Genomic DNA, 19,995 nt, shown 5'->3' on the forward strand with positions numbered 1-19,995 from the left:
GAGCGGCTGCTGATCGCTCCGGCGCGCCCGAGCGCGAGCCGGTGCGGGCCTGGCAAGTGGTTGTGCGCGTGGTCACGCGGGGTGGTGCGTAGCCACACTAGCCTCGGCCCTACCCTCGGAGCCGTGAACCCGACCGAGCTCGCCGCGTCCGGCCCGCTGCTGTTCGCGGCCGTCATCGCGGTGCTCGCCGGGGCCGTCAGCTTCGCTTCGCCGTGCGTGGTCCCGCTGGTGCCGGGCTATCTCGCCTACCTCGCGGGCGTCGTCGGCGCGGAATCCCCGCCGATCGACGCGGGCGAGGCGCAGCGCACGCGCCGCGGCCGCTGGCGGGTCGCCGGGGCCGCGCTGCTGTTCGTGGCCGGGTTCAGCGTCGTGTTCGGCGCCAGTTCGCTGCTGCTGCTCGGGTTGTCCGACGCGTTGCTGGCCAACGAGCCGCTGCTGCAACGCATCGGCGGAGTGATCACGGTCGCGATGGGACTCGTGTTCATCGGCCTGGTGCCCGCGCTGCAACGCGACGTGCGGGTGCACAAGGTCCCGCAGGCCGGACTGTGGGGCGCCCCGCTGCTGGGTGCCGTGTTCGGTCTCGGGTGGACACCGTGCCTCGGGCCGACGTTGACCGGTGTGATGTCGCTGGCGATCGGCACCGACGTGAGCACCAGCACGGCCGTGCGCGGTGTGCTGCTCGTTGCCGCCTACTGCTTCGGCCTCGGCCTCCCGTTCGTGCTGCTGGCGCTGGGTGCCCGGTGGGCGGTGCGCAGCGCGGGCTGGCTGCGCGGCCGCGGGCGCGTCATCCAGATCGCCGGTGGTGCGCTGCTGGTAGTGGTGGGCTTGCTGCTCGTCACCGGTCTTTGGGGAGAACTGATCGCGGTTTTGCGTGAACCTGTAAACGGATTCGAGACACCGATCTGATGTCCCGAGTCCGCACCGCCCTGGCTTTCCTGCGCAACACCTGGCGCGGCCTGACGTCCATGCGCACCGCGCTGGTGCTGCTGTTCCTGCTGGCGATGGCCGCGCTGCCCGGCGCGCTGATCCCGCAGCGCTCGCTGAACCCGGGCGAGGTCGACAAGTACTTCAAGGATTACCCGAAGGTCGCGCCGATCCTGGACAAGCTGGGCGTGTTCGAGGTGTTCAGCTCGGTCTGGTTCGCCTCGATCTACGTGCTGCTGTTCATCTCGCTGATCGGCTGCCTGCTGCCGCGCTGCCTGGAGTACTACCGGCAGCTGCGCGGCAGACCGGTGCGCACGCCGCGGAATCTCGAGCGGATGCCGCACCACGCGACGGCCACTGTGGACGGAACGCCGGACGAGGTGCTGGCAACCGCGAACCGCAAGCTGCGCGGCTGGCGCAAGGACGAGCGCACCGACGACGAAGGCCGCCGCTCGATCAGCGCGGAGCGCGGCTACCTGCGCGAGGCCGGGAACCTGGTGTTCCACTTCGCACTGGTGGCCCTGTTGATCGGGCTCGCGGGCGGCAAGCTCTACAGCTACGAGGGCCAGGTCATCGTGATGGCCGACGGTTCGGAGTTCTGCAACTCCGGCACCTACAACTACGACTCGTTCCGCGCCGGGCTGAACGTGGACGGAACCCGGCTGAGCCCGTTCTGCTTGCGGGTCAACGACCTCAACGTCAAGTACCAGCACACCGGACAGCCTGCGGGTTTCCAGGCCGACGTGGACTACCAGTCCGGGGAGGACCTGGCCAGCGGCGACTGGCAGCAGCACGATCTGCAGGTGAACCATCCGCTGCGCACTGCTGGCGACCGGGTCTACCTGACCGGTGAGGGCTACGCGCCGACGTTCACCGTCACCTGGCCGGACGGGCAGAAGCGCACCAGCACCGTGCAGTGGCAGCCGATGGACACGACGACGAAGTTGTCCCAGGGCGCCACCAAGTTCGACCAGCCCGGCGTGACCGATGAGAAGCAGCGGCGCGAGACCCAGATGGCGGTTACCGGGCTGTTCGCGCCGACGGCCGGCTACGACGGCAAGGTGCTCGGTTCGCGGTTCCCGGACCTGCTGGACCCGGCTGCGGCGGTGGACGTGCTGCGCGGCGACCTCGGGCTGGACTCCGGACGCGGGCAGTCGATCTTCGGCGTGGACCAGAAGATGGTCGAGTCCGGGCGGCTGCAGCGGGTCGCGCGGGAGAACCTGCGCGTCGGGCAGGAGCTCCGGCTCGCCGACGGCACCAAGGTGCACTTCGACGGCGTCGAGCGGTGGGCCAACCTGCAGGTCTCGCACGACCCGTCCCAGCAGTACGTGCTGATCGCGGCGATCGCGGTGATCTTCGGGCTGACCGCTTCGCTGAGCATCAAGCGCCGCCGGATCTGGGTGCGGGTGGCCTCGCACCCGGAGGCCGAACAGGACGGTTCCGCGCGTACCGTTGTCGAGGTCGGCGGACTCGCCCGGACCGATCAGGCCGGCTATGGCGAAGAATTCACCAGGTTGGCCAAGGACTTGCTCGGGACCGATGGCTCCGACGCGGAGCCTTCCGGGTCGGAATCCGTGCGCGGAAGGAAGAGCTGATGCCGGTCAACCAGACGCTGTCCACCTACAGCGACATGGCCTTCGCGACCTCGGTCGTGATCTACATCGCGGCCATGCTGCTGTACTTCGCCGAATTCGCCTACGGCGGTCGCAAGCAGGTCAAGGCCGCGCGGGAGGCGGAGCTGGTCACCGCGGGCGGTGGCTCGGCCGCGGAGTCCAACGGCGGCGTCGGCCGGGTCGAGCAGCCGCAGGGCCGCCCGCTGTCCGAGCGCTTCGGCGGCATGGCGGTGTCGATGACGGTGCTCGGCGCGCTGGTGCACGCCGCCTCGTTGATCTTCCGCGGGGTCGCGACCGGCCGGGCGCCGTGGGGCAACATGTACGAGTTCGGCTCGGCGATCTGCCTCGCGGCGGTGATCGCCTGGACGATCGTGCTGTTCCGGCAGATGCGGGCCGAGCGCCGCGACGCGACTCCGGCGCAGTTGCGCGGGCTCGGCGGTTTCCTGCTGCTGCCGGTGGTGCTGCTGCTGTTCCTGTCCGGCACGGTGCTGTACGCGAAGGCGGCTCCGCTGCAGCCCGCGCTGCAGTCCTACTGGATCGTGATCCACGTGACCGCGGCGATCATCTCCAGCGGTGCGCTGATGTTCGCGGGTACCGCCAGCGTGCTGTACCTGCTGCGCGCGCGGTACGAGAACAACCCGCTGAAAATGGTGAAATTCGGTTCCCGGCTGCCCGCCGGGCAGGCGCTGGACCGGATGGCCTACCGCGCCACCGTGATCATCTTCCCGGTGTGGACGTTCGCGATCATCGCCGGGGCGATCTGGGCGGAGGCCGCCTGGGGCCGGTTCTGGGGCTGGGACCCGAAGGAGACCTGCTCGTTCATCGCCTGGGTCGTCTACGCTGCGTACTTGCACGCGCGCGCGACCGCGGGATGGCGCGGCGTGCGGGCCGCCTGGGTCAACATCGCCGGGCTGGCCGTGATGATCTTCAACCTGTTCTTCATCAACATCGTCGTCTCCGGGCTGCACTCGTACGCTGGGCTGTGAGTCCATGATCCGAGCCGGAGCGCGGCGTCCGGCCACCCGCGTCACGCGGGCGGCCGGCACTCGTCCCGGTAATGATCGAGCCAAGTGCAGGAGGTACGGGAACGGTGACCGGACGCTACGAAGAGCCCGAAACGCAGCGCGAGGCGGGTTCGACGTCGCCCGGTGCGGCCGCTGACGGCCCGCGCCCGGAGGCGTCCACGGAAGCCCGGAACCCGTCCGCGGCGTCGAACGGCCCGGCCGGGCACGGCGCACCGGATTACGGCTACGGCCCGCAGGAGTCCGCCCAAGCGCCGTACGTCGAGCCGGGCACGACGCCGAACAACACCCCGCTGCAGCCGCCGGAGATGCCGCCGCAGCACTACCCGGCACCCGGTGTCCAAGGTGGACAGCCGTTCCCGGACGTCCGCCCGCAGTCCGGGCCGCTCTACGTCGACCCGACCCAGTCCGGCCCGCAGCAGCAGGCCGGCGCGCCCGGGCCGAACCCGGCGCAGGGCCCGCCCGGCCCCCAGCCCGTCCAAGGTGGACAGTCCGGACCGCACCAGGTGCCGCCGGGGGGCTCCGGGCCGTTCCCGGCACCGCCCGGGCAGTCCGGGCCGCACCAGGTGGGCGGTGTCCCGTCCGGGCCGTACGCGCCCGCGGCCGGTCCGTTCCCGCAGCAGCCCGGATACCCGCAGAACCCCCAGCAGCCGAATCCCGGGCAGCCCCAGGGGTTCCCGCCGCAGCAACCGCCGCAGGGCGGCAACCAGCAGGCGTTCGGCCAGGACCTGTCCTCGGCGCAGCTGCTCCGGCAGACCAGGCGCCCACCGCAGTCCGGTTGGCGCAAGGCCCTCTACGTGGCCAGCGGCCGCTCGATCAACCTGGGCGAATCCGCTTCGGACGTGCGCCGCCGGGAGCTGATCGGCCGGATCAACCAGCCGCTGCAGGGCTGCTACAAGATCGCGATGCTGAGCCTGAAGGGCGGCGTCGGCAAGACCACCACCACCGCGACGCTGGGCTCCACCTTCTCGTCGCTGCGCGGTGACCGGGTGATCGCGGTGGACGCGAACCCGGACCGCGGCACGCTCAGCCAGAAGATCCCGCTGGAGACGACCGCGACGGTGCGGCACCTGCTGCGCGACGCGCAGCGCATCCGCAAGTACAGCGACGTGCGCTCGTACACCTCGCAGGGCCCGAGCCGGTTGGAGATCCTCGCCAGCGAGCAGGACCCGGCGGTCTCCGAGGCGTTCAGCGAGGACGACTACCAGCGCACCGTGACGCTGCTGGAGCACTTCTACAACATCCTGCTCACCGACTGCGGCACCGGACTGATGCACTCGGCGATGAAGGGCGTGCTGGACGTCGCGGACTCACTGGTGATCGTCTCGCCCGGCTCGATAGACGGTGCGCGCAGTGCTTCGGCCACATTGGACTGGCTGGACGCGCACGGCTACGGCTCGCTGGTGGCGCGCTCGGTCGCGGTGATCAATTCGGTGCGGCCGGGTTCCGGCAAGGTCGACGTGGACAAGCTCAGCGCGCACTTCGGGTCGCGTTGCCGCTCGGTGGCGCGCATCCCGTTCGACGCGCACCTGGAAGAGGGCGCCGAGGTGGAGCTCGACCAGCTCGCCGCGCCGACCAGGCTGGCGCTGCTGGAGCTGGCCGCGATCGTCGCCGACGACTTCCCGCAGGCGTTCGGCAGGCAGCGGCAGGTGTGACCGCGGGCGGCCGCGCCCGGATCAGTCCTGGTCGGCCGGGATCAGTCCTGGTCGTGGTCGCCGGTGTTGCGCTGCTGCTGCTCGCCGAGCCGCCGCAGGAACTCGGGATCGTCGTCGGGTGCCACCGTCCTGCGGCCGGAGGCGCTTTCCGGTTCGTCGTCGCGCATCGGGCCGAAGGCCCGCCACATCAGTACGGCGACGGTGAGCGCGCCGATCGCTGCCAGGACGTAGATCATCGGACACCTCCAACACTTCCCCGCCGAGACTAGCCCGAGTGGCGGGGTCGGTGGGTGCGCCGATCAGGCAACGACCCGGGGAGCCCGCCGCGCGGGCGGGTCCCCCGGGTGCGGATCAAGCGGAGCGGACGTCGTTGGTGAGCTCGGCCAGCAGCGTGCGGACCTCCGACTCGCGGAACCGGCGGTGCCCGCCGGGCGTGCGGATGGAGCCGATCCGGCCCGCGGTCGCCCATCTCGTGACCGTCTTGGGGTCGACCCGGAACAGCGAGGCGACCTCACCAGGGGTGAGCAGTTGTTCCTGGCCGTTCTGACGAGACTGGGGAGTCGTCGCGGTCACAGCGGACCTCCACAATGCGGACGGTTTTCGGGCATTCCGGTCGCATCCTGGCACCCGGATGGTCAGGTACTCGAACATTTGGCTCCAGGTAAAGGGAAGGTAAGGGACGAAACCGGCGCATCGGGCGGGACCGCCGGGCGCTGGGCCGCAACGGCCGTGCTCTACCCTGGCTGACGTGCAGGAACAGCAGGTGGCCGAGCACGCGGGGCCGGACGGGCGGACGAACCTGGCGCGGGACATCGCGCTTTACACCTTGGCGAGGCTGGGACTGCTGGTCGCGGTCACCGCCGTGATCGCCGCCTGCCAGGTGCCGGTGCTGGTGGCCGCGGCCGTGTCCGTAGTGGTCGTGATGCCGTTGTCGATGCTGGTGTTCGGCAAGCTGCGCCGCCGCGTCGCGGCGGGCATGGTGCACCGGGCGCAGCGCCGCGAAGAACTCCGCGCGCAGCTCCGCGGCGACCGCGACGAGTCCGATGACCAGCAGTGACGTCGAGCGGGCCCGCGCTGTCGTGGACCGCTCCTGCGGGAGCACGCGGGCCTGGTGCAACGAAGCCGTCCGGCTCATCGAGGCCGACGCGAACCGCAGCGCCGACACTCACCTGCTGCGGTTCCCGCTGCCGCCGGAGTGGGGCATCGACCTTTACCTCAAGGACGAGTCAACGCATCCGACCGGTTCGCTCAAACACCGGTTGGCCCGATCGCTGTTCCTCTACGCCATCTGCAACGGATGGGTGACGGAGAACACGCCGGTGATCGAGGCGTCCTCCGGTTCCACCGCGGTTTCCGAGGCGCACTTCGCGCACCTGCTCGGCCTGCCGTTCATCGCCGTGATGCCCCGCTCGACCAGCGCGGAGAAGGTCGCGCTCATCGAACGGCACGGCGGCACCTGCCACTACGTGGATCGCGCGGACGCGATCTACGCGGAGTCCCGGCGGCTCGCCGGCGAACTCGGCGGGCACTTCATGGACCAGTTCACCCACGCCGAACGCGCCACCGACTGGCGCGGGAACAACAACATCGCCGAGTCGATCTTCGAGCAGATGGCGTTGGAGCGGCACCCGGTGCCGGAGTGGATCGTCACCGGCGCGGGAACCGGCGGCACCAGCGCGACCCTCGGCCGCTACATCCGCTACCGGCGGCACCGCACCCGGCTCGCGGTGGTCGACCCGGAGCACTCGGTCTTCTTCGACGCCTGGCGCCGCGGCGATCCGGCGCAGACCGGTTCCCGCGGCTCGCTGATCGAGGGCATCGGCAGGCCCCGGGTGGAGCCCTCCTTCGTCGGAGAGGCCATCGACCGCATGGTCAAGGTCACCGACGCGGCCTCCATCGCCACCGTCCGCTGGGCCGCGGACGTGCTCGGCCGCCGGGTCGGCGGATCCACCGGGACGAACCTGTGGGGCGCGTTCGGCTTGATCGCCGAGATGGTGCGGGACGGGCGCGGCGGCAGCATCGTCACGCTGCTCTGCGACGGCGGCGAGCGCTACGCGAACACCTACTACGACGACGAATGGGTGGCCGCGCAAGGGATGGACCTGAGCGGGCCCCTCGAGGTGCTGGCGGAGTTCCACCGCACCGGCGCGTGGCCGGTCGCGGGCTGAGCCGTCCGCGGCGGTCCTGGCGACGGCACGTACTCTGCGATCAGCAGTCGTTCCAGGAGGTGACATGCGCGCGATCGTGCCCGCCGCGCTGATCACCCTGCTCGCGGCCGGATGCACCCAGGGCGGGCCCGGTCCCGCACCCGCGACCACCTCGCCGGGGACCACCACCAGTCAGCCCGAGTCGGTCGCCCCGTCGATCACTCGGCAGGTGCCGCCGGAGCAGCGCCGCGCGCTCGCGGACGCCTCAGCGAAACAGCTGTGCGGGCTGGTCACGGTGGACGAACTCGGCAAGCTCGCGTTCCCGGTGGGCGCGGGCGCGCCGCGCGAGATCGGCTTGGAGCCGTCGGTGCGCGGCTGCCAGTTCGAGGCGCAGAACGGGTCGCGGTCGATCCTGATCGGCTCGCAACCGGACGGTTTCGGCGGGCTCGGCGACGAAGAGGTCGAGCTCGGCGCGGTGCGCGGCACCCAGCAGCTGCACGTCAACGACTGCACCGTGTTCGCGCCGCAGGCCGGGGCGACCTTGCAGGTCACGGTGAACGCGCCGGAAGCCGACTCGGACGACTGCGAGACCGCGCAGGGGGTCGCGCAGTACGTGCTGGCCGGGGTGCGCTGAGGCGAGCTCGGCTGTGTCCGCAGGCTGAGCCGGGGTTCAGCTGTGTCGACGGGCTGAGCCGGAGCTCAGCTGTGTCGACGGGCCGAGCCGGAGCTCAGCTGTGTCGACGAGCTGAGCCGGGGCTCAGCCGGCGGCCAGCGCGACCCCGGTCGCCGCGCCCCACACCAGCATCGCCAGGCCGGTGTCCCGCAGCGTCGGGATCAGCCCGCGCCCGGAAGCGCCGCCGGTCACCGCCCGCACCGGGTTGATCAGCAGCGGCAGCGCGAGGAAACCCACCAGTGCCCACGAATTGCGCAGCCCGGTCAGCACCGTGATCAGGAACGGGATCAGCACCAGCGCCAAGTAGAGCGTGCGGGTGTCCCGATCGCCGAGCAGCACCGCCAGGGTGCGCTTGCCGGTGACCCGGTCGCCGGGGATGTCGCGCAGGTTGTTCGCCACGAGCACGGCGCTGGAGAACGCGCCCACCGCGACCGCGCCACCGATGGCGAACCCGCTGACCGTGCCCGCCTGCGCGAACATCGTCCCCAGCACCGCGACCAGGCCGAAGAAGACGAACACGGCGACCTCACCGAGCCCGGAATAGCCGTACGGGCGCTTGCCGCCGGTGTAGAACCAGGCGCCACCGATGCACAGCAGCCCGACCAGCAGCATCCACCACTGACCGCTGAGCAGCACCACGCCGATCCCGGCCAGCGCGCCCAAGCCGAAGCAGGTGAACGCGGCCGTGCGCACCGACCCCGGCGTCGCTGCGCCGGAGCCGACCAGGCGCATCGGCCCGACCCGGCTGTCATCGGTGCCGCGGACTCCGTCCGAGTAGTCGTTGGCGAAGTTCACCCCGATGATCAGCAGCACCGACACCGCCAGCGCCAGCAGCGCGATCGGTGCGGACCACCCGTCCACCCCGGCGGCCGCGCCGGTTCCGACCAGCACGGGCGTGATCGCGTTCGGCAATGTGCGCAGCCGCGCGCCTTCGATCCACTGAGTGACAGTCGCCATGGGGGTCATCATCTCGCACCGCTCGTGGTCACTGATGAAGAGTCGACCGCAACGCCCGCCGGTCCGGCTTGCCCGGCCCGCGCAACGGCAGTTCGGCCAGGAACTCCACCCGCTTGGGCACGGCCGCGGGGCCCGCTTCGGCGCGCACCGCCGCGCGCAGCGCTTCCGCCCGCGGGGGCGCCGCCGGGTCGGCGGGCACGACCGCGGCCACCACCGCCTGGCCCCATTCGGCGTCGTCCACCCCGAGCACGCAGACCTCGCGCACGCCGTCGAGTTCGCCGAGCACGCGTTCCACCTGGGCCGGGGCGATGTTCACGCCGCCGGTGATGATCAAGTCGTCGGCGCGGCCCACGATCTCCAACCGGTCCCCCGACCACCGGCCGAGGTCGCCGGTGCGGAACCAGCCGTCGTCGAACGCCGCGGCCGGAGTCTGCCGCCGGTAGCCGCGGGCCAGCGTCGGGCCGGACAGCGACACCGGACCGGCCGTGCCGGACTCCGCGGCACCGGAGGGGGCCTCGACTCGCACCCGTACCCCGTCCAACGGCACGCCGTCGTAGACGCAGCCACCGGAGGTCTCGCTCATGCCGTAGGTGGTGACCACCCGGACACCGGTCTCGCGCGCGCGGCGCAGCAGCGCGGGTGGCGTGGCCGCTCCGCCGAGCAGGACCGCGTCGAATCCGCGCAGGGCTTCCAGGCCGGCGGAGGCGTCGTCGAGCAGGCGGTGCAGCTGAGTGGGAACCAACGCGGTGTAGTGCCTTCCCCGGGTGGTCAAAGTCCGTTGCGCGGCTTCGGCGAACCGATCCGGGCGGAAACCGTCCGAAGTGTCCACCGCATCCGGGTCCGTTCCGGCGATCAGGGACCGGACCAGCACCTGGATGCCTGCGATGTGGTGCGCAGGCATCGCCAGCAGCCAGTGCCCCGGGCCGCCGAGGTGGCGGTGCGTCGACTCGGCCGATGCGCGCAGCGCGGTCGCGGGCAGCAGCACGCCCTTGGGTGTTCCTGTGGAACCGGACGTCGCGATGACCAGGGCCGTCGGGTCCGCGGGATCGTCCTCATCGGACTCCAGCGGTTCACCCGCGCCCAAGGCGGGTGCGGGGTCGCTGCCCGCTGGCACCGGGAGCAGCGCCGGGCCTTCGCCGCTGAGGGCCCGGCGCAGGTCGGGCAGCACGGTCAGCGCCGCTGCTCCCGCGGGGACGGGCAGTTCTCGGAGTTCCCGGGAGCGGAGCGCACCGGGCCGGGGTTCGCGGGCGGTCGGCATACCGCTCATCTTGCGCCTGCCGGTGCTCGCGGCGGGTCGGCGGCCTGCGGCAACGGTTCCGTCCATCACAACTCGATCACCAGTTCGGATGAACTCGCTCAACTGTTCGACCCGGCCGGCCGATGGTTCTTGCAGAGACCGGTGACGAGCGGAAGCGGTGATGACGATGGGCGTGCGGCTCCAGGACCGCAACGGCTGCGAACTTCCCTGCGCGCTGCCGGTGGCCGCGGCGGAGGCGCCCCGGCCACCGGCGCTCAGCGCTGCCCGCGGCCCGGTGGCGCGGTCAGTAGTACCAGGGGAACTCGCTCCAGTCCGGCTCCCTGCGCTGCAAGAACGCATCGCGGCCCTCGACCGCTTCGTCGGTCATGTACGCGAGCCGGGTGGTCTCGCCCGCGAACAGCTGCTGGCCGATCAGCCCGTCGTCGATGGCGTTGAAGGCGTACTTGAGCATCCGCTGCGCGGTGGGCGACTTGCCGTTGACCTCCCGCGCCCACTGCAACGCGGTCGACTCCAGCTCGGCGTGCTCGACGACCTCGTTGACCATCCCCATCTCGTGGGCCTGCTGGGCGGAGTACGGGCGGCCGAGGAAGAAGATCTCGCGGGCGAACTTCTGCCCGGCCTGGCGAGCCAGGTAGGCGCTGCCGAACCCGCCGTCGAAGCTGCCGACGTCGGCGTCGGTCTGCTTGAAGCGGGCGTGCTCGTCGCTGGCCAGCGTGAGATCGCACACCACGTGCAAGCTGTGCCCGCCGCCGGCGGCCCAGCCCGGGACCACGGCGATCACGACCTTGGGCATGAACCGGATCAGGCGCTGCACCTCCAGGATGTGCAGCCGGCCCGCGCGGGCGGGATCGACGGTCTCCGAGGTGTCCCCGGAGGCGTACTGGTATCCGGAACGGCCGCGGATGCGCTGATCACCACCGGAGCAGAAGGCCCAGCCGCCGTCCTTCGCGGACGGGCCGTTGCCGGTCAGCAGCACGCACCCGACGTCGCTGGTCATCCGCGCGTGATCGAGCGCGCGGAACAGCTCGTCGACGGTGTGCGGGCGGAAGGCGTTGCGCACGTCCGGGCGGTCGAAGGCGATCCGGACGGTGCCGCGTCCCGGACCGTCCTCGACGCAGCGGTGATAGGTGATGTCGGTGAAGTCGAACCCGGCCACCGGCTCCCACGCGGCCGGGTCGAACAGCTCAGAAACACGGGAGTTCAGCACGCCTGGGACAATAGGCCGAGCCCCGGCGCCCGGAACATCAGGAGGGCGCCGGCCGCGCGGTGCGGCGGCCCAGCGCTTGTCCGTCCCGGGGGCCCAGCGGCCGCCCGTTCCGGTGGCGCAGCCGGTACCGGGTCCGAATGGTCCGGTGTCCCGGGCGACACTGGGAGCGGTCCGCAGGGGGCAGCTTTCGAGGGAGTCCGGGGTGATGGGTTGAATCCGTCCGCGGCACAGGCCGAGGTCATCGTCGACGAACTGATCCGCAACGAGATCGGCCACGTCGTGCTCTCCCCGGGATCGCGCAACGCACCGCTGTCCTTCGCGCTGCACGCCGCGGACGCGGCAGGGCGGCTGCGGCTGCACGTGCGCATCGACGAGCGCAGCGCGGGGTTCCTGGCGCTGGGGCTGGCCGCCGTCGACGGCAGGCCGGTCGCCGTCGTGGGCACTTCCGGCACGGCGGCGGCGAACCTGCATCCCGCGGTGAGCGAGGCCGCGCACTCCGGGATACCGCTGCTGGTGCTCACCGCCGACCGGCCGCCGGAGCTGCGGGCAGCGGGCGCGAACCAGACGATCGACCAGCACCGGATGTTCGGCTCCGAAGTCCGGATGTTCGACGAGCTGGCGGTGGCCGAGAACCGGCCCGGTCAGCAGGCGTACTGGCGCAGCCAGACCTGCCGCGCGGCAAACGCGGCCGGGGGTTCCCCGCACTCGGGGCCGGTGCACTTGAACCTGCCGTTCCGCGAGCCGCTGGTGCCGGACGGCGACCTCGACTGGTGCGAGTCGCTGGACGGACGTCCCGGCGGGGCGCGGTGGACCGAGATCGCCGAACGCGGTGGTGCGCCGAGCAGCCTGCGCGGGCTGACCGCCCGGCGCGGTCTGGTGCTGGTCGCCGACGGAGACGCCGAGGCGGCCGCGGACTGGGGCGAGCGCCACGGGTGGCCGGTCGTTTCGGAGACCGGCGGGGTGGGGCTGGCCGGTTCGGCGGCCGTGGACACCGGCATGTGGCTGCTGAACCTGCCCGAGTTCGTGCGCGAGCACCGGCCGGAACAGGTGCTGTGCGTGGGCAGGCCCACGGTCTTCCGGCAGGTGCAGTCGCTGTTGACCGATGCCGGGGTGGAGGTGCTGCTGGCGCACGGCGCCGCGGTCGACTGGCCCGCGCCCGGGCACGCCGTGCGGGAGGTGGCCCGTTCCTTCGGTGCCGCGCCGGAGCTGGAGGCCGACCCGGACTGGCTCACCGCGTGGCAGCAGGCCGACCAGAAGGTGTCCGCCGCGCTGCACGCGGCGCTGGACCTGGAGCGCTGGCCGAACGGACCGGTGCTGGCCCGCGACCTGGTCGACGAGCTGCCCGCGCGGTCGCTGCTGGTGCTCGGATCGTCCAACCCGACCAGGGACGTGGCGTTGGCCGCTCGGCACCGTCCGGACGTGACGGTGCACCGGAACCGGGGAGTGGCGGGCATCGACGGAACGGTGTCCACCGCCGTCGGTGCGGCCACCGCGCACGACGGTCCGTGCTACGCGCTGCTCGGGGACCTGACCTTCCTGCACGACAGCAACGGGCTGCTGCTGGGGCCGCACGAGCAGCGCCCGGACCTGACGATGGTCGTGTTCAACGACGACGGCGGCGGGATCTTCTCGCTGCTGGAGCAGGGCACTCCGGAGCACCGGGCCTCGTTCGAGCGGGTCTTCGGCACCCCGCACGGCACCGATCTCGCCGCGCTCTGCGCCGCGCACGGGGTGGAGCACGTCCGGGTGCGGCAGCGTTCGGAGTTCGCGCAGGCGTTGCACGGTGCGCGGGGCCTGCGGGTGGTCGAGGTCCAGGCGGACCGGACGCAGACGCGGAGTCTGCACGGGCGCCTGCAAGCGGTGGTGAATTCCGCGCTGCTCGGCTGATCCCTTCGCCGCCACCTGTTGAGATCACCGGTTCCCAATCATCGGGAGGCGCATCGGCGGGCCGCTTCTGCTCATCGCGGCTCCAGCGCTGTGCTCCCGGTGTCGGCGGAAAGCGGTGCACGTCGCCGCGCAGTCCTTAGTGGACACTCTTGACCTGCGGCGTGAGTCGATCTGAGCGGGTCGCGTGATTGCGCGACAGTGCTCCGCACGCGGACACCGGCGGCATTGCCGAAAATTCTCGCTTCCTCTGGGAAAAAACCCACCCGGCAGTGTGTCGCGGGGTTTGCGGTGCGATTCGTAGGCTGCGGCGAGCGAACCTGATCTTCGGGAGGTGTGTCCTGGTGTTCCGACGACATGGACTGCGAGTCGCCGCCGCCACGTGCTGTGCCGCGGCCTTCCTCGCGCAGCCCGCGGCGGCGGGCACCGGGAGCCCGGGCGCACCGGGTCTGGGCGACCCGTACTTCCCGGAGTACGGCAACGGCGGCTACGACGTCTCGCACTACGACGTGCAGCTGCGCTACGACCCGGCCGATGATCACCTGGCGGGGACCACGACGATCGTGGCGAACCCGACGCAGGACCTGTCCGCGTTCAACCTCGACTTCGCGCTCCCGGTGAAGTCGATCCGGGTCAACGGCGCGCCCGCCGAGTTCGGCCAGCGGGGCAGCGAGCTCACCGTCACGCCGTCGCAGGACCTGCCCGAAGGCGCGCCCGCCACCTTCGTCGTCGAGTACGCCGGGGTGCCCTCCAGCGTCGAGGTCGGCGGCACCAACCCGTGGATCCGGACACCGGACGGCGCGCTCGCGGTCGGTCAGCCCGAGATCTCCGCGTGGTGGTTCCCCGGCAACGACCACCCGCGGGACAAGGCCACCTTCGACATCTCGGTCGCGGTGCCGGACGGCACCAAGGTGGTCTCCAACGGCACCAACACCGACACCGAGTCGCAGGCCGGGTGGACCACCTGGAAGTGGCGCAACCCGAAGCCCACCGCGACCTACCTGGCCTTCATCGGCATCGGGCAGTACGCGGTCGAGACCAAGCCCGGCGCGTTCGGTCAGCAGTCGGTCACGGCGTACGCGGAGGATCTCGGGCCGAACGCCGGTGCGGCGCGGGCCAGCGTGGAACGCACCCCGGAGATCTTGGAGTTCCTGTCCGGGCTGTTCGGCGAGTACCCGTTCCAGACCCAGGGCGGGCTCGTGTCCGCGTCGCAGGACATGGGCTTCGCGCTGGAGAACCAGGGGCGGCCCACCTACAGCCCGAAGTTCTTCGACGACGGCGCGAACACGTCCGTGGTGGTGCACGAGAACGCCCACCAATGGTTCGGCGACTCGGTGTCGGTGGACACCTGGCGCAACATCTGGCTCAACGAGGGCTTCGCGACCTACGCGGAGTGGCTCTGGTCGGAGGCGAAGGGCAACGGCACCGCGCAGGAGCTGTTCGACCACTACTACTCGGCACTTCCAGCGGACGACCCGTTCTGGCAGGTGCCGCCAGGTGATCCCGGTGTGGAGAACGTCTTCGGCGACGCCGTCTACGACCGCGGTGCGATGACCTTGCACGCCTTGCGCAACGTCATCGGGGACGAGGCGCTGCTGGACGCGGTGCGCACCTGGGTCTCGGAGAAGCGGTATTCCAACGGGAAGATCGAGGACTTCATCGCGCTGGCCGGGCAGCGTTCCGGCAAGCAGCTCGACGAGTTCTTCCGGATCTGGCTGTTCACACCGGGCAAGCCCGCGCCGGGAGCGGACAGCGGGATCCCGGAGTCGGCGACCCGTGCCGGGAGCACACCGCCGAAGTCGGTGGCCGAGATCGACGCAACGCATCAGCGGGTGCACGACCACCACTGATCGCTCGCCGGACGCGCCGCCCACCTGCGCGCGGGCCGGGCGGTGCGTTCAGGCGTCGCCTTCCAGGGCTTCGCGAATCGGACGCAGTTTCGCCGCGGCCTCGGCGACCTCTTGATCGGGATCGGAGCCCGTGACGATGCCGCCGCCGGCGAACAGCCGGACCGTGCTGCCGCCGTCCGGCACTGCGGCGCTGTCGCCCGGCTGGTGCTCGATCTGCGCGCAGCGCAACGCGAGACCCAGCGCACCGTTGCCTGCTCCGTCGACCCAGCCGACCGGGCCGGTGTACCGGCCGCGGTCCATGGGCTCGAGCTTCTCGATGAGTTCGACCGCTTCGGCGGTCGGAGTGCCACCGACGGCTGCGGTCGGGTGCAGCGCGGAGGCCAGCCGCAGCAGTGCGGCGACGCCGTTGCTCGCCGCGTGCTGGTGCAGTTCGCCGCTGATCAGCGAAGCCAGGTGCAGCACGTTGCGCAGCCGCAACACCTCCGGCTGCGCAGGCACCGCCAGCTCCCCGCAGAACGGGCGCAGTTCCGCGGCGACCGATTCCGTGGCGAACGCGTGCTCCGCGCGGTCCTTGGCCGAGTCGAGCAAACCCGCGGCCAGTTCGTCGGCGCTGACGCCCGGACGGGGCCAGGCCGTCCCGGCCAGCACGTGCGAGCGCACCCGGTGCCCGGTGCGCTCCAGCAGCAGCTCCGGTGTGGCACCGACCAGCCCGTCGACCGCGAACGTCCAGCAGCTCGGATACCGCCTGGCCAGGTTGTCCAGCAGGAACCGCGGATCCAGCGGTTCCGAGGTCTCGGCCAGCAGGTCGTGCGCGAGCACCACCTTCCGCACCTCGCCGCCATTGGCCAGCGTCCGCACCGCCTCGGCGACCACGTCGCGGTATCCGGTGGCCGGCAACCGGCCGTCGCCGTAGCGCACAGTGCCCGGTCCGTGCACCGGCAACACCGGTTCGTCGGCTGCGTTTCCGTCGGCGGCGTCTTCGCCGACGGTGGTGATCCAGCGGACGCCGTCCCGCTGGCCGATCACCACCCGAGGCACCAGCAGCACGGAATCTCCCGGCTGGTCACCGAACGCCAAGCTGGTGAACGCGACGGGACCGGTGCCGGGCAGCCGGACCTCGTCGTCGACGTCCATCCGTGCGCACAGCTCGTGCCAATACGTGTCGGTCTCGGCGAAGCGGTCCGGTCCAGCGGTGTCGAACCTGGCGGCCACGCCCCAGCCGACCAGCCCGGACCCGTCCCGCACCCAGCTCATCGCGGCGCGGTTCGGCAGCAGGTCCAGCAGCGGGCGGTGGTAGCGGGGATCGTCGTCGGGGATCTCGCGGGTGCGGACGCGGAGAGGGCTCGGGGTCGCCACTCCGCCGAGGGTATGCGCACTGCCCCGCGGTAGCCGAGGTCCGGCTCCCTACAATCGGCGGCCGTGGCGAGCGAAGCGGAGTCGGAAGCGGCCGGCGGTGCGGGCGGGACCGCGGCATCTCGTTGGCCCGCGCACCGGGTGCGCCGCGTCGGGGCCCGGGCGGTGCTGGCGCTGGGCGTGCTGATCAGCTTGCTGGGCCTGTCGGTCGTGGTGGCCTGCGCGATCGACGACCGCACGATCTCCGAATCCCGCGGCAGCGGCGTCGCCGAAGTGGTCGGCACGTCGATGACCCGCACGGTCGTCCGGTTCAGCACCCCGGAAGGCGGCGTCTACATCCCGGCGAACGGGGTGCTCTACCCGGCCGGTTTGCAGAAGGGCCAGTACGTGCAGGTCGAGTACGACACCCGCAACCCCGACCTGGTGCGCGTCGCCGGCCGCGGCATGGTGCTCTCGCTGCTGCCGGTGGCCGGTGTGCTCGTCGTGCTCTGGCTGGTCGTGTTGCCGGCGTGGTGGTTGTTGCGCCGCTCCGCCGAGCGCTCCGCAGGCAGCTGATCCGGGGAATCCGTCCCTTCTGCGCCGCCTCGGGCGGGTTCACAGTGGAGCCGTGATCCCGAGACGCGGGTGTTTTCGCGGGCGCCGACGCCGGCACCGCCGTGAGGTGGTGAGCGAGATGAACGCAGTGAGCTTCGACTCCGGACCGGGACATCCCATCGAGCGGACCCGCATCAGGCCGGTGGGCAGGCAGCAGCCGGCCGGTTCCGGCGGCCACGCCACCGAGCGGGACACCGGCGCTGACCAGCAGCGTGGCTGGGTGCTGGGGACACCGCCGTCGCGGATCGTGAACCGTTCGGTCCCGCCGGGCGTCGCCGCCGTGGACCTCGCGCAGTACGGCCTGATGCTCGGCGATGACGCGTTGCTGATGGCGCACCGGCTTTCCGGTTGGGGCGTGCGCGGGCCGGACCTGGAGGAGAGCGCCGCGCTGGCGGGCATCGCGATCGACCTGCTGGACCAGGCGCGGACGCTGCTGTCCCGCGCGGCGGAACTCACCGGTGCGGACGTCGATCGGCTCGCCTACCACCGGGACAGCGGTCAGTTCCGGAACGTCCGGCTCGCCGAGATCGACTGCGGGCCGGGACCGGGTGGTGATTTCGCCGGCACGATCGGCAGGTTGCTGCTGTTCGCCACCTGGCGGCACGCGATTTTCGAGCGGCTGGCGAGCAGCCGGGATCCGGTGCTCAGCGACATCGCCCAGCGGTGCGGGCAGGACCTGCGCAGGCACCGGGAACACGCCGCGCAGTGGGTGATCCTGCTCGGCGACGGCGAATCCCGGCGGCGGATGCTGGCGGCGCTGCACCGGTTGTGGCCGCTCGCCGGGGAGTTGTTCGCCGCACACCCGGTGGAGGTCAGGTTGGCCGAGGCGGGTGCGGCGGTGCATCCGGATTCGGTGCGCACCGACGTGGCCACCGCCGTGGACGAGGCGTTGTCGGTGGCCCGGCTCCAGTTGCCGGACTTGGCGCGGGCCGAGTTCTCCGAACGCGGCGGCCGGTACGGGGTGCACACCGAGTCGATGCCGTTCGTGCTCGCGGACATGCAGCACCTGGTGCGCGCGGATCCGGTCGAAATGTCCTGATCATCGTTGACGAATGAGTACTTTCCCGGACGAAATCCGGGCCGTGCCGGGTGCACTGTGGAGGCGGTGTCGCCGAAGATCCCCCGCCGTGGTCCGCCACCGACGCAAGGGGCGAGATCGGTGCGCGGAAGCCAAGCGGAAGGCACACCTGGTGATGAACGCTTTGTGGTCGGCGGTGCTGGCCGGTGCGGTCGCGGGCGCGCTTGCTGCGGCGCTGTTGCGGCTGTTGAGCGCGCGCAGCAGCCGGACCACGTCCGCGCCGGCCCCGGTGCGACCGGCCCGCTACGACTGTTGGGCTCGTGACCTGGACCGTTGTGAGCAAGCCGTGTCGCGCGCTGCGAGCGCGGTGCATTCGGTCTCGTCCGCGCCCGCCCGCGAGGGACTGCTCATGGTGGTCCGGCGGATGGACGCCGAGCTGCCGAACGTGGCCGCGCTGGTCGAGCTGGGGCGCGGTTTGGCGGCCGAGAACCCGCCGGAGCAGGCGCGCGGCGCCCAGGTGCGGGGACGGGTCTGCGGGCAGGTCGCCGATGCCGCCGAACGCTTCGGCTCGATCGCCGAGGAGCTGTTGGAGATCGTTCAGCGGCTGGTGGCGGATCCGGACCTGTCCCGCCTGCGCGGTGACGTCGCGGTGCTGCGCGACCAGTTCCCGCTGCTGCGGCCGATGTCCGCGGTTCTCCGGCAGGAACCTGCCGCGCCGATGCCGTCGGAGGCCACTGCGCCGGGACCCGAGAGGTCGGAACCCGGGCGGGACTTGGGCGCTGAGATTCGGCTACCTGTCCGCTGGAAACCTGATCAGCCGGTCGCCTGCCGCCACCAGTCCAGCACTTCACCGGCCACCGCAGGCGCCGCCACCAGCAGCCCGCCCGCGGGCAGCGGCGACGGCTCACCGCGCCGATCCAGCACGGCGGCACCGGACTCCGCGGCCAGCGACAACGCACCGGCCACGTCCCACTCCTCGTAGGCATCCAGCACCGCGGCCATGGCGTGGCCCAGCGCCACCTGCGTGATCGCCAGCGCGGGCGAGCCCAGCAACCGGACTCCCACTTGCGCGGCGGCCGCATTGCTGATGAACCGGTCTATGCCCGGCCACGGGCCGCTGCGGGTGAGCTCGGTGCACACGATGCCCGCGCGGGTGTCCTGCCGGTCCGCCAACCGCACCGGGCTGCCGTTCGCCCGCATCCCGCGGTCCCGCGCGGCCGCGTAGATCTGCGAGCGGTACGGGTCGGCGACCACGCCCACCACCGGCCCGTGCTCGTCGAGCATCGCCAGGCTGTAGGCGCACCACGGCAACCCGGCCACGTAGTTCGCTGTGCCGTCCACCGGGTCCACCGACCAGCGGTAACGCGCCGAGGAGCCGCGTGCGGTGAGCTGTTCGGCGACGGTCGTGCCCGCGTCGGGCGTGGAGTCGAATTCCTCGCCGAACACCGGCACGCCGGGGAATTCGTCGGCGAGCACGCGCCTGGTGTGCCGTTCCAGGGTGCGCCCGGTGTCGGTCACCCAGTCGAACGGCGAGTCGGTGTCGGCCGGGCTGGCGCCCCGCCCGGCCGTCGCGGTGATCACGTCCGCCGCATCGTTCGCGAGGCGCCCGGCGACTTCCAGCGCGCGCGACAACAGCCCGGGTTCGATGCGCGGTTGGGAGGGCAAGACCGTCATGCCGCTCCAGCGTGCGCGCTGCGGGTGACCGGGGCGCTACGCGGAGGTGGACGTGAATGGGAGTCGCGACGAGCGTTCCGTGGCGGTACCGCGCCACCTGCGAAGGACCACCTGCGGGATCGGGAGCCGCCTGCGTGTTGGGAGGAGTTTCGGAAGACGTTGGGCC

General features: G+C 71.7%; 18 protein-coding genes. 11 read left to right on the plus strand and 7 right to left on the minus strand.

The genetic code is table 11. The annotated features are described in order from the left end of the window. Positions 1-123 precede the first annotated feature (123 nt). The 4 genes from INP57_RS05415 (at position 124) to INP57_RS05430 (ending at position 5,214) form a co-directional block, all read left to right on the plus strand. The gene (locus INP57_RS05415; protein WP_200068932.1) at positions 124-906 is read left to right on the plus strand and encodes a cytochrome c biogenesis CcdA family protein; all 783 of its coding nucleotides are present in this window, start codon (positions 124-126) and stop codon (positions 904-906) included. Next, positions 906-2,519: a cytochrome c biogenesis protein ResB gene (resB, locus tag INP57_RS05420; protein WP_200068933.1), complete on the plus strand. Its 1,614-nt coding sequence runs from the start codon at positions 906-908 to the stop codon at positions 2,517-2,519. Before INP57_RS05415 ends, resB begins: the two co-directional genes overlap by 1 nt. Further along, positions 2,519-3,523, plus strand: a complete 1,005-nt coding sequence (gene ccsB / locus INP57_RS05425; RefSeq protein ID WP_200068934.1) for a c-type cytochrome biogenesis protein CcsB — start codon at positions 2,519-2,521, stop codon at positions 3,521-3,523. Before resB ends, ccsB begins: the two co-directional genes overlap by 1 nt. Positions 3,524-3,867: 344 nt before the next feature. Continuing rightward, positions 3,868-5,214: a MinD/ParA family ATP-binding protein gene (locus INP57_RS05430; protein ID WP_233627049.1), complete on the plus strand. Its 1,347-nt coding sequence runs from the start codon at positions 3,868-3,870 to the stop codon at positions 5,212-5,214. Between the two features lie 41 nt (positions 5,215-5,255). Here the strand turns inward: INP57_RS05430 and INP57_RS05435 are convergent, their stop codons facing one another. After that, positions 5,256-5,450 (minus strand): hypothetical protein, encoded by a 195-nt coding sequence (locus INP57_RS05435; protein WP_200068936.1) that lies wholly within the window; start codon positions 5,448-5,450, stop codon positions 5,256-5,258. A gap of 115 nt (positions 5,451-5,565) precedes the next feature. Next, entirely contained in the window at positions 5,566-5,787 is a 222-nt protein-coding gene (locus INP57_RS05440; protein WP_184476042.1) for a BldC family transcriptional regulator, read from the minus strand. Between the two features lie 175 nt (positions 5,788-5,962). On the opposite strand from INP57_RS05440, the gene INP57_RS05445 reads away from it, so the two are divergent. From INP57_RS05445 to INP57_RS05455, 3 genes are all read left to right on the plus strand, one after another. Then, positions 5,963-6,271 carry a DUF4229 domain-containing protein gene (locus tag INP57_RS05445; RefSeq protein WP_200068937.1) on the plus strand — a complete coding sequence of 103 codons (309 nt, stop codon included), beginning with the start codon at positions 5,963-5,965 and terminating at the stop codon, positions 6,269-6,271. Beyond that, a complete protein-coding gene (gene cds1 / locus INP57_RS05450) occupies positions 6,258-7,382 on the plus strand; it encodes an L-cysteine desulfhydrase Cds1 (RefSeq protein ID WP_200068938.1) in 1,125 nt (374 codons plus the stop codon). The genes INP57_RS05445 and cds1 overlap by 14 nt, the downstream gene beginning before the upstream one ends. A gap of 64 nt (positions 7,383-7,446) precedes the next feature. Next, on the plus strand, positions 7,447-7,995 hold the full coding sequence (locus INP57_RS05455) for a DUF3558 family protein (protein ID WP_200068939.1): 549 nt from the start codon (positions 7,447-7,449) through the stop codon (positions 7,993-7,995). A gap of 123 nt (positions 7,996-8,118) precedes the next feature. On the opposite strand, the gene INP57_RS05460 is transcribed toward INP57_RS05455, so the two are convergent. The 3 genes from INP57_RS05460 to INP57_RS05470 form a co-directional block, all read right to left on the minus strand. Then, a complete protein-coding gene (locus INP57_RS05460; protein WP_200068940.1) occupies positions 8,119-8,991 on the minus strand; it encodes a 1,4-dihydroxy-2-naphthoate polyprenyltransferase in 873 nt (290 codons plus the stop codon). Positions 8,992-9,019: 28 nt separating this feature from the next. After that, positions 9,020-10,249 carry an o-succinylbenzoate--CoA ligase gene (gene menE / locus INP57_RS05465; RefSeq protein ID WP_200069367.1) on the minus strand — a complete coding sequence of 410 codons (1,230 nt, stop codon included), beginning with the start codon at positions 10,247-10,249 and terminating at the stop codon, positions 9,020-9,022. Between the two features lie 283 nt (positions 10,250-10,532). Further along, positions 10,533-11,456 carry a 1,4-dihydroxy-2-naphthoyl-CoA synthase gene (locus INP57_RS05470; RefSeq protein WP_200068941.1) on the minus strand — a complete coding sequence of 308 codons (924 nt, stop codon included), beginning with the start codon at positions 11,454-11,456 and terminating at the stop codon, positions 10,533-10,535. A 210-nt stretch (positions 11,457-11,666) separates the two neighbouring features. Here INP57_RS05470 and menD point away from each other — a divergent pair, with 210 nt between their 5' ends. Both menD and INP57_RS05480 read left to right on the plus strand, forming a co-directional pair. Then, positions 11,667-13,343 (plus strand): 2-succinyl-5-enolpyruvyl-6-hydroxy-3-cyclohexene-1-carboxylic-acid synthase, encoded by a 1,677-nt coding sequence (menD, locus tag INP57_RS05475; RefSeq protein WP_200068942.1) that lies wholly within the window; start codon positions 11,667-11,669, stop codon positions 13,341-13,343. 341 nt (positions 13,344-13,684) lie between these two features. Then, the gene (locus INP57_RS05480) at positions 13,685-15,190 is read left to right on the plus strand and encodes a M1 family metallopeptidase (RefSeq protein WP_200068943.1); all 1,506 of its coding nucleotides are present in this window, start codon (positions 13,685-13,687) and stop codon (positions 15,188-15,190) included. Positions 15,191-15,238: 48 nt separating this feature from the next. Here INP57_RS05480 and INP57_RS05485 read toward each other — a convergent pair whose 3' ends face one another. Next, complete coding sequence (locus tag INP57_RS05485) at positions 15,239-16,546, minus strand: isochorismate synthase (protein ID WP_307849922.1); 1,308 nt, start codon at positions 16,544-16,546, stop codon at positions 15,239-15,241. 63 nt (positions 16,547-16,609) lie between these two features. Here INP57_RS05485 and INP57_RS05490 point away from each other — a divergent pair, with 63 nt between their 5' ends. Both INP57_RS05490 and paaC read left to right on the plus strand, forming a co-directional pair. Then, positions 16,610-17,098 (plus strand): DUF3592 domain-containing protein, encoded by a 489-nt coding sequence (locus INP57_RS05490; RefSeq protein WP_200068944.1) that lies wholly within the window; start codon positions 16,610-16,612, stop codon positions 17,096-17,098. 118 nt (positions 17,099-17,216) lie between these two features. Beyond that, on the plus strand, positions 17,217-18,176 hold the full coding sequence (gene paaC, locus INP57_RS05495) for a 1,2-phenylacetyl-CoA epoxidase subunit PaaC (protein ID WP_200068945.1): 960 nt from the start codon (positions 17,217-17,219) through the stop codon (positions 18,174-18,176). Between the two features lie 792 nt (positions 18,177-18,968). On the opposite strand, the gene INP57_RS05500 is transcribed toward paaC, so the two are convergent. Continuing rightward, a complete protein-coding gene (locus INP57_RS05500) occupies positions 18,969-19,829 on the minus strand; it encodes an inositol monophosphatase family protein (RefSeq protein WP_200068946.1) in 861 nt (286 codons plus the stop codon). Positions 19,830-19,995 lie beyond the last annotated feature (166 nt).

It is taken from the genome of Saccharopolyspora galaxeae (assembly GCF_016526145.1).
Classification (GTDB): domain Bacteria; phylum Actinomycetota; class Actinomycetes; order Mycobacteriales; family Pseudonocardiaceae; genus Saccharopolyspora_C; species Saccharopolyspora_C galaxeae.